This window comes from Devosia psychrophila (assembly GCF_000971275.1).
Taxonomy (GTDB): domain Bacteria; phylum Pseudomonadota; class Alphaproteobacteria; order Rhizobiales; family Devosiaceae; genus Devosia; species Devosia psychrophila.
Map to the genome: position 1 here is coordinate 26,582 of NZ_LAPV01000130.1, position 8,946 is coordinate 35,527.

General features: G+C 61.5%; 7 protein-coding genes and 1 pseudogene. 7 read left to right on the forward strand and 1 reads right to left on the reverse strand.

All coding sequences use genetic code 11. From position 1 onward, the window contains the following. Positions 1-12 precede the first annotated feature (12 nt). Entirely contained in the window at positions 13-1,236 is a 1,224-nt protein-coding gene (locus WH91_RS13185; RefSeq protein ID WP_046171476.1) for an ROK family protein, read from the reverse strand. Between the two features lie 182 nt (positions 1,237-1,418). Here WH91_RS13185 and WH91_RS13190 point away from each other — a divergent pair, with 182 nt between their 5' ends. The 7 genes and pseudogenes from WH91_RS13190 to WH91_RS13220 form a co-directional block, all read left to right on the forward strand. Beyond that, complete coding sequence (locus WH91_RS13190) at positions 1,419-2,657, forward strand: sugar ABC transporter substrate-binding protein (protein ID WP_046171477.1); 1,239 nt, start codon at positions 1,419-1,421, stop codon at positions 2,655-2,657. Between the two features lie 125 nt (positions 2,658-2,782). Next, positions 2,783-3,715: a carbohydrate ABC transporter permease gene (locus WH91_RS13195; protein WP_046171478.1), complete on the forward strand. Its 933-nt coding sequence runs from the start codon at positions 2,783-2,785 to the stop codon at positions 3,713-3,715. Continuing rightward, the gene (locus WH91_RS13200; protein ID WP_046171479.1) at positions 3,712-4,572 is read left to right on the forward strand and encodes a carbohydrate ABC transporter permease; all 861 of its coding nucleotides are present in this window, start codon (positions 3,712-3,714) and stop codon (positions 4,570-4,572) included. The genes WH91_RS13195 and WH91_RS13200 overlap by 4 nt, the downstream gene beginning before the upstream one ends. A 3-nt stretch (positions 4,573-4,575) precedes the next feature. After that, positions 4,576-6,084, forward strand: a complete 1,509-nt coding sequence (gene argH, locus WH91_RS13205) for an argininosuccinate lyase (protein WP_046171480.1) — start codon at positions 4,576-4,578, stop codon at positions 6,082-6,084. Then, positions 6,084-7,154: an ABC transporter ATP-binding protein gene (locus WH91_RS13210; protein ID WP_046171481.1), complete on the forward strand. Its 1,071-nt coding sequence runs from the start codon at positions 6,084-6,086 to the stop codon at positions 7,152-7,154. The genes argH and WH91_RS13210 overlap by 1 nt, the downstream gene beginning before the upstream one ends. Next, positions 7,151-8,047, forward strand: a complete 897-nt coding sequence (locus WH91_RS13215) for a carbohydrate kinase family protein (protein WP_046171482.1) — start codon at positions 7,151-7,153, stop codon at positions 8,045-8,047. The genes WH91_RS13210 and WH91_RS13215 overlap by 4 nt, the downstream gene beginning before the upstream one ends. 47 nt (positions 8,048-8,094) lie before the next feature. Next, positions 8,095-8,946, forward strand: a pseudogene (locus WH91_RS13220) (transposase family protein); the annotation flags it as partial.

Here is an 8,946-nt window from a genome sequence, read left to right on the forward strand (position 1 = left end):
CAGTTTGGTCGGTCAGCTGGCAGGGTCGGCGACGCTGAGATGAGGGGAGACGGTATCGAGCAAGGGCAGGGCGGCCGCGCCCAGGGCGGCGGTGAGCTGTCCGGTCTGACCGCGAACCACGCGCGGCAGCGTGCGCTTGTTGCGGGTGGAAACGGAGACCGGCAATGGATCAAGCGCCCGGATCATGGCTTCCAGCACCGAATTGGGCAGGCCGCCGCCAAAGATCACGGTTTCCGGATCAAAGATGTTTTCGAGCATGGCGACCGTGGGCGCGAGATAGTCCGCGGCCATGGAAATCCACTCGAGGAGCGTGGGGTAATTCTCGTCGTGCAGCTTCTGGATGTCCTCGACGGTGGCCGCATAGACGCCGGACATGGCCAAGCGTTCGCGCAGGGCAAAGACTGAGACGAACCGCTCGAGCGCCGCCGATGGGCCGCGGCGGCTGGTGCCGGTGCGGGGCACGAGCCCGATATGGCCGATCTCCCCGGCATTGCCAAAGGCGCCGCGGAGCGGGCGGCCGTTCTGGATGACTCCGAGGCCCAGCCCGACGCCGAAATAGAGATAGCAGAAGCTGCCGACGTGGCGGCCGGCCCCATAGAGGCGCTCGCCGACGGCAGCGGCAGTGGCGTCGTTGTCCACCACGACATGCTGGCCGGTCGCCTTGGCGAACAGCGCCCTGGGGTCGGTGCCGGCCCAGCCGGGCAGGGTGGCCGGACCAACCGAACTCATGCCTTCGACTTCGAACGGACCCGGCATGACGACGCCAAGGCCGAGGAGCTTGCTCTGGTCGGCCCCCAGGGACGTCTGCAGGCGGGCGACTTCCTCGGCAACGCGGGCGGGCACGGTATCAGGGCCGACAGCGTCGAGCTGAACGATCGACTGGCCTCTTATGCCGCCCGAAAGGTCAACGAGGACGCTGACCATATGGTCAGCCGCGATCTCGACCCCCGCGGTAAGAGGGCCGTCGGGATTGACGGCAAACTGGATCGGGGGCTGGCCGCGGCCCGAGCGGAGGCGTCCGAGTTGGATGAGCAGCCCTTCCTCGAGCAATTCTTCTACGATATTGGCGACCGCTTGGGCGGTCAGTTGGGCGCGGCGCGCTATTTCGGTGCGGCCAAGATGTTCGTGCATCCGGATCACTTCAAGAACGACGCGGCGGTTGTGCGCGCGGTTGCGTTCGGGATTGGAGCCGATTGCCACACGCTGACGCAAATCTGCCTTGCTGCGATCGTGCAAGTCTGGCCTCCCGAGGTTCTCCCACCAGCCCAAAACTAGCCGCTCACAATAATAACTCAAGTAGATTATTTTATTGACAAGCTCCGGTCATTTGGCGGACGTTTGGCCTCACTGGGCGGCAATTCCGTCCTGAAATCTGGAGAGGGCCGTCGGTGGGTCGATGGCTTTATGGAGGACCGAAAATGCTTATTAAAGCGAAATTGGCAGGGCTTGCGGCCGGTGTCAGCCTGCTGGCGATGGGATCCGCTCAGGCCGTCGAAATCGAATATTGGCAGTATGTGTTTGACAGCCGCGTCCAGGCGATGGACCAGCTGATTGCCGCTTTCCAGGAAGCCAATCCGGACATCACCGTCAAGCACACCACCTTCCCCTATGCCGACTACCAGACGCGTGTCGTCGCGGCCAAGGTCGCGGGCGAGGGTCCCGATGTCGTGCAACTGTTCTACGGATGGACCGACCAGTTCGTGAAGGGCGGGCTGATCCAGCCGCTCGATCCGGAGGTTTTCCCTTATGACGCCATCGAAGCCGATTTTTTCCCCATCGTTTCGGCAATGAAGCGCGGCGACAGCTATTATGGCCTGCCAACTGCCGTTCGGTCGCTGGCCCTGTTCTACAACAAGGCGCTGTTTGCAGAGGCCGGTCTTGAAGCGCCAACCAATCTCGATGAATTGCTTGCGGCAGCCGAGGCGACCACCAAGCGTGATGGCGGTGGCAATATCATCTCTGCCGGCATCACCATGGACATGGCCGGCCAGGACCACCACTGGTGGCGCGAAGTGCTGATCCGCCAGAACGGCGGCGAGCCTTACGACGCCGAAGGCAATGTCGCCTATGACAGCGAGTCTGGTGCTGCCGCCCTCAAGTTCTACACCGATCTTCAGACCGAGCAGAAGGTTGGCCAGGTTGGCTTCATGGACGAAGGGCAGGCCGCTTTCCGCGCCGGCCTGGCGGCCATGACCATTGACGGCACGTTCCGCCTCGGTGCCTTCGAAGCCAATCCGTTCGAATGGGGCGTGGTCGAGCTGCCCGCCGATGCCAACGGCATGCGCTCGAACTATTCCAGCTACTTTGCCAACGCCATCGGCGCGACGGCGGAAGGCGAAGAACTGGTCGCCGCGCAGAAGTTCCTGCAGTACATTTCCTCTCCCGAGGCGATGGAAATCTGGCTCGACGTGGTGGGCGAACTGCCAGCCCGCCGCGACGTGGCGCTGACCAAGGCCAATCTGGCCGACCCGATCCTGGGGCCGTTCCTCAAGGGTCTCGACTACGCCCATACCACGCAGTTTTATGATGAAGCGGCGCAGCGCCAGACCGCCATCGACATGGTCAACCGCGTGCTGCTTGAAGGCCAGTCGATCGAGGATTCGATCACTGCCGCTGCAACCGCCGAGCAGGCCATCATCGACGCCGGGCGCCAATAGGCCCGGCCCGACGGCAACGAGAGGCTACCCCACCACTGTCATTCCGGCGAAAGCCGGGGTGACTTTTTGTGGGCGCGCCACGTTTTTGGGGGCGATCACGCCCTGACTTTTGCGCAGGAGCCAACATGGCGTCGGTGAATGCAGTTCCCCAGGCTAGGCCGGTACGCTTCTGGGATCGGCTGAATATCGGTACCAAGCGCGTCATCTGGGCGTGGGCCTTCCTGGCCGTGCCCATCGCGTTTTACGCCGGCATCCGCTTTTATCCCACCTTCCAGGCCTTCTGGCTGTCGATGACCGACTGGGACCTGCTGAGCCCACCCCGGTTCATCGGTTTTGCCAACTACCAGACGATGTTTGCCGATCCGGTGTTTTGGAAAGTGTTCAACAACACCTTCCTGTACCTCATCATCGGCACGCCGGTGAGCCTCGCGATCTCGTTCCTGATTGCCTATTACCTCGATCGCGTCCGGTTCCTGCACAGCTTCATCAGGGCGCTGTACTTCCTGCCGTTCCTGACCACCGCCGCTGCCATGGGCTGGGTTTGGCGCTGGTTCTACCAGCCGGTCCCGATCGGCGTGATCAACGGTTTTCTCAGCACTCTCGGCATCGCACAGCAGCCGTTCCTGCGCTCGGTCGACCAGGCGCTGATTTCCATCCTGATACCGGCCATCTGGGCGGGGCTCGGCTTCCAGATCATCATCTTCATGGCAGGGCTGCGAGCCATCCCAGGTACGTTCTACGAGGCTGCCCGCATCGACGGGCTGGGCGACTGGGCGATCCTGCGCAAGATCACCGTGCCGCTTCTGAAGCCGACCACAGTGTTCCTCGTCGTCTTCTCCTCGATCGGGTTCCTGCGCATTTTCGATCAAGTATACAACATGACCAGCAACGATCCGGGTGGTCCGCTCAACGCGACCAAGCCGCTGGTGCTGATGATCTACCAGACCGCCTTCTCATCCTACCAGATGGGCTACGCCGCTGCGCAGACCGTCGTGCTGTTTACCATCCTGCTCTTCGTGTCGCTGCTCCAGCTCTATGTGCTTAGGGAAAAGAAATGACCGCCACTTCCGCCCCGGCCAGCGAACTGACAGCCAATAGTCGCGATATTCGCCCCGGCCGCATCATCATCTGGACGCTGCTGCTGATAGGCGGGATCATAATGATTACGCCGCTGCTCTTCATGTTTTCAACGTCGCTCAAGACATCGGGCCAGGTCTATGACCTGCGGCTGATCCCGGCCGCGCCGACATTCGACAACTACCTGCGGGTGCTGGGAGATGGCCGCTTCATGCGCTGGTTCCTGAACTCAACCTTCATTGCGCTGACGGTCACGCTCTCCAATGTCTTTTTCGACAGCCTGGTGGGCTACACGCTGGCAAAATTCGAGTTCCGGGGCCGCTATTTCATTTTCCTGGCCATCTTGTCGACCCTCATGATCCCGACCGAAATGCTGGTGATCCCCTGGTATCTGATGTCGAGCCAACTCGGCTGGATCGACAGCTACTGGGGCATCATGTTTCCGGGCATGATGACCGCATTCGGCGTGTTCCTCATGAAGCAGTTCTTTGAGGGCGTACCTAACGACTTCCTTGAGGCGGCACGGATCGACGGGCTCAACGAGTTCACCATCTGGTGGAAGATCGCTATGCCCATGGTAGTGCCGGCCATTTCGGCCCTCGCCATCTTCAGCTTCCTGGGAAACTGGACCGCATTCTTCTGGCCACTGATCGTCACGACATCGCGCGAGCTCTATACGCTGCCCGTCGGCATTTCGAGCTTTTCGGCGGAGTCCTCGATCCAGTGGGAGCTAATCATGACCGGCGCTGCGATCGGCACCATTCCCACGCTCCTCGTCTTCCTGCTGCTGCAACGCTATATCGTCCGTGGCGTCATGCTGGCTGGCCTCAAGGGTTAAGCAATGACCGATCCCCGCTTGGCCGATGTCTCGGTTTTTCCAGATCCGATCTACAAGGAAACGGTGCTACGGCCGCTGTTCGACGGCGCAAAGAACCACCATGTCGCGGGCTTCCGCGCCATCGACAGAGCCCATTTAGTGATGTTGGCCGAGACCGGGATTCTTGATGCAGAGCAGGCCAGGGGTATCGCCCAGGCGCTCGAGAGCATCGAGAACGAGGTCAATCCATCCGCACTGGTCTATACCGGCGAAGTTGAAGACTTCTTCTTTCTTACCGAGAAGGAGCTCAAGGAGCGCGTCGGGCCCGACCTTGGCGGCCGCCTGCATACCGCGCGTTCGCGCAACGACATCGACCACACCCTGTTCAAGCTCGGCCTGCGTGAGCGGCTCAACCTGCTAATCGACAAGGCGCTGAAGCTTCATGCAGCCCTCATCGCGGCGGCGGAGCGCGAGAAGACGACGCTGATCGTGGCCTATACGCATGGGCAGCCGGCCCAGCCGACGACCTTCGGGCATTACCTTTCGGCGATCATTGAATTTGTCAGGCGTGACATCGAGCGGCTGTTCGATGCCTACCGGATCGTTGATCTGTCACCCATGGGGGCGGCAGCGATTACGACGAGCGGTTTTCCCATTGATCGGGCCAGGGTCGCCGAGCTTCTCGGATTTTCGGAGCCGCTACAAAATAGCTATTCCTGCATCGCCGGCGTGGACTACATCACCGCAACCTATAGCGCGATCGGGTTGATGTTTCTCCATCTCGGCCGTCCGATCCAGGACTTCCAGGTCTGGACGAGCTTTGAGGTGGGACAAATCTACGTCCCCAATTCGCTGGTGCAGATTTCCTCGATCATGCCGCAAAAGCGCAATCCGGTGCCGATCGAACACCTGCGGCACCTAGCAAGCCAGACGTTCGGGCGCGCCCAGTCGATGCTGACTGTCATGCACAACACGCCGTTCACCGACATGAACGACAGTGAGGGCGAGACGCAGGCGATGGGCTACGGCGCCTTTGACAGCGCCAACCGGGTGCTGGATCTGCTTGCTGCACTGGTGGCGCAGGTCAAGATCAATCCGCTGCGCGTCCGAGCCAATATCAGCCGATCCTGCATCACCATCACCGAACTGGCCGACAGCCTTGTTCGGCGCGAAGGACTGTCCTTCCGCGAAGGGCACGAAATCGCGGCGGCGGTGGCAAGGGCGGTCGTCGCGATGGATGGGGATCTGGTGAGCGATGGTTACGCGCCTTTCTCGGACGCCTTCGGCAAGGCCGTTGGGCGCCAGAGCACGCTGGACGAAGCCGCCTTTGCCGAGATCGTGTCGCCCGAATATTTCGTAGCGGTTCGCACGCGCTATGGCGGTCCGGCACCGGCTCCCCTCAATGCCGCGATCACTGGCTACCGCCAGGATGCCAGCCGCTTTGCCGAACAGCACCAGATCATTTTGCGACGCCAGGCTGATGCCGCGCGCATGCTCAACGAGCGCTTCGGCGCAGTAAAGGGAAACGCCTGATGGCTAAGATCGAATTGCAGGGCTTGGTCAAGGACTATGGCAAGACCCGGGCTGTCCATGGCATCGATCTCACGATCAAAGATGGTGAGTTCGTCGTGTTCGTCGGACCCTCGGGCTGCGGCAAGTCAACCACGCTGCGGATGATCGCCGGGCTCGAGGACATATCGGATGGCAAGCTGCTGATCGCCGACGAAGTCGTCAACCAGCGCGAGCCCAAGCAGCGCAATATCGCCATGGTGTTCCAGAATTACGCCATCTACCCGCACATGACCGTCGGACAAAATATCGGCTTCGGGCTTTATACTGCCAAGCTGTCGAAGGCGGAAAAAAAGAAACGGATCGAGGAAACAGGACAGATCCTGGGCCTCGAAAAGCTGCTCGACCGGCGGCCGGCGGCCCTTTCGGGTGGCCAGCGCCAGCGCGTCGCCATCGGCCGCGCCATGGTGCGCGATCCCGTGGCCTTCCTCTTCGACGAGCCCCTGTCCAATCTCGATGCCCAGTTGCGGTCGCAGATGCGCATGGAGATCAAGAGCCTGCATCGTCGCCTCGGCACTACCATCGTCTATGTGACGCATGACCAAGTCGAAGCCATGACCATGGCCGACAGGATCGTGGTGATGCGCGATGGCCATATCCTACAGGTTGGCACGCCGACCGACCTCTACGAAAATCCCAGGGACGTCTTTACCGCCCGCTTTATCGGCAGCCCGTCGATGAACATGGTGGACGGCACGATCGCCTCAGGCGTCCTCAGCACCGACGGCGCGCAGGTGGAGGGCCTGACCCTGCCGGCGCATCAGGGCAAGGTCCTGGTTGGCGTGCGGCCGCATGACCTGATGGTAACCGATGACGTCGACGGCGCCGGGCTGAGCGCGCGCGGCGAAGTCGAAGCGGTGGAGCCGCTCGGCTCCGAAACGCTGGTGCATGTCAAGCTCGGAGCCAGCCAGATCATTGCCACCGCTCCGGGCCGGGTCGTGCCTCCCATCGGCAGCACCGTGTCGCTCAAGGCCGAGGCCAACTCGCTGTATCTCTTTGATGCAGCGAGCGAAAAGGCCTTGGGTCGCGCATGACATCGCAGTCCAAAACCGGGGCTGTCTTGAGCCTCGGACGCATCTATTGCGACCTGGTGTTCCGAGGCCTCGACGGCATGCCGCAACTGGGCCGCGAAGTGTTTGCCGAGGAGTTTACCCTGACCCCCGGGGGCGGCGCTCTCATCACCGCCGCGCACCTGGCCGCGCTCGGTCGGCCGGCCGCCTTGCTGGCTCGCTTTGGTACCGACGAGCTGTCCAGCGCCCTTGGCGAACAGATCAAGCAACTGGGTCTTGACCTGCAGTTTCTCGACCGGCACCCAACTGCCGGGCCGCAGCTCACGGTCGTCATGGTGCAGAACGGCGAGCGCGCCTTCCTGTCGCGTCGCGCCGGCCACGCCCGTCCGGCCAGCTTTGAAAGAGCCCTGGCCTGGAGCGCGGCCACGCACCTCCACATTGCCGAATATGCCACGCTGCATGAAATGACCGATGCCATCAGTGCCGCCAAGCGCCATGGCCTCACCGTCTCGCTCGACCCCAGCTGGGATGACACCCTGATCCGCGAGCCGGCATTCTTGGCGCATGCCGCCGGCACCGATATCTTCCTGCCCAATCTCGAAGAAGCCGAAGCGCTGAGCGGCTTGGCCGATCCCGCGGCGGCCTTGGCTCAACTGGCGTCGAAATTCCCCATCGTGGTGCTAAAATGCGGCGGGGAGGGTGCCATGCTGGCGGCGGCCGGCCAGACGCTTGCTCTGCCCAGCCGGAAGGTCGAAGTTATCGACACCACCGGCGCCGGCGATGCCTTCAACGCCGGCTTTCTTCACTCCTGGCTGAACGGCGCCGCGTTCGCCGACTGCCTCGCCGCCGCCATCCAGGCGGGGACGCGCTCTGTCCAGGCCCCGGGGGGTATTGGCAGTCTCCAGTCCCCGACATAGTCGATAGGGGATGCGGACGAAAACTTGGACTACCCCGGAGGTAGTTCATGTATTCATACGAAGATAGGATCCGAGCGGTCGAGCTCTATATCAGGCTCGGCAAGCGTGTCAGGGCGACCATTCTGCAGCTGGGTTACCCGACCACGAATGCCTTGAAGGGCTGGCACCGCGAATACGAGAAAGGCCTCGATTTGCCAGCGGGCTTTGCGGTCCGAGGCCCGAAATACACTCAGGCACAGAAGGAGTCGGCTGTTGAGCACTACCTCACTCATGATCGCTGCATCTCTGCAACGATGCGAGCGTTGGGCTATCCCGGTCGTGGAACGCTGACCGCATGGGTTCGCGAGGCGTTTCCTGAGGCCAAGAAAGTCATAGTTGGTGTAGCTGGGCGCCCAAGTTATCCCGAGGCATTGAAACAGGCGGGCGTTATTGGGCTTTGCAGTCGACAAGAAAGTGCGCAGGCCGTTGCTGAAAAATTCGGCGTATGCAGGCCGACATTGTATAATTGGAAAAACCAGCTACTCGGCACTGAGGCTCCCTCAACCATGAAACGCAATACCGCCTCATCGGCAGCGCCAGAGCGAGAGGAGTTGGAGCGTCAGCTCGACTCCCTGCAACGCGACATCCGGCAACTGCAGATCGAGCGGGATCTCTTGAAGAAGGCCAATGAACTCCTAAAAAAGGCCTGGGCGTTGATCTGCAGCTCCTGAGCAATCGGGAGAAGACACCGCTGGTTGGCGCCCTCAAAGATCTCTATCGGCTGCCAGAGCTGCTTGCCCAGTTGGAGCTGGCACGAAGTTCGTACTTTTACCATCGAGCCCGTGTGAAGGTGGCAGACAAATACCTCGCTATTCGTCACAGCATCACTGAAATCTTCGAGCTCAACCATTGCTGTTACG

Excerpts from the sequence above, each read along its gene's own strand:
- WH91_RS13190 (WP_046171477.1), top strand. The coding sequence starts at position 1,419 with ATGCTTATTAAAGCGAAATTGGCAGGGCTTGCGGCCGGTGTCAGCCTG.
- WH91_RS13195 (WP_046171478.1), top strand. The coding sequence starts at position 2,783 with ATGGCGTCGGTGAATGCAGTTCCCCAGGCTAGGCCGGTACGCTTCTGG.
- WH91_RS13200 (WP_046171479.1), top strand. The coding sequence starts at position 3,712 with ATGACCGCCACTTCCGCCCCGGCCAGCGAACTGACAGCCAATAGTCGC.
- argH (WP_046171480.1), top strand. The coding sequence starts at position 4,576 with ATGACCGATCCCCGCTTGGCCGATGTCTCGGTTTTTCCAGATCCGATC.
- WH91_RS13210 (WP_046171481.1), top strand. The coding sequence starts at position 6,084 with ATGGCTAAGATCGAATTGCAGGGCTTGGTCAAGGACTATGGCAAGACC.
- WH91_RS13215 (WP_046171482.1), top strand. The coding sequence starts at position 7,151 with ATGACATCGCAGTCCAAAACCGGGGCTGTCTTGAGCCTCGGACGCATC.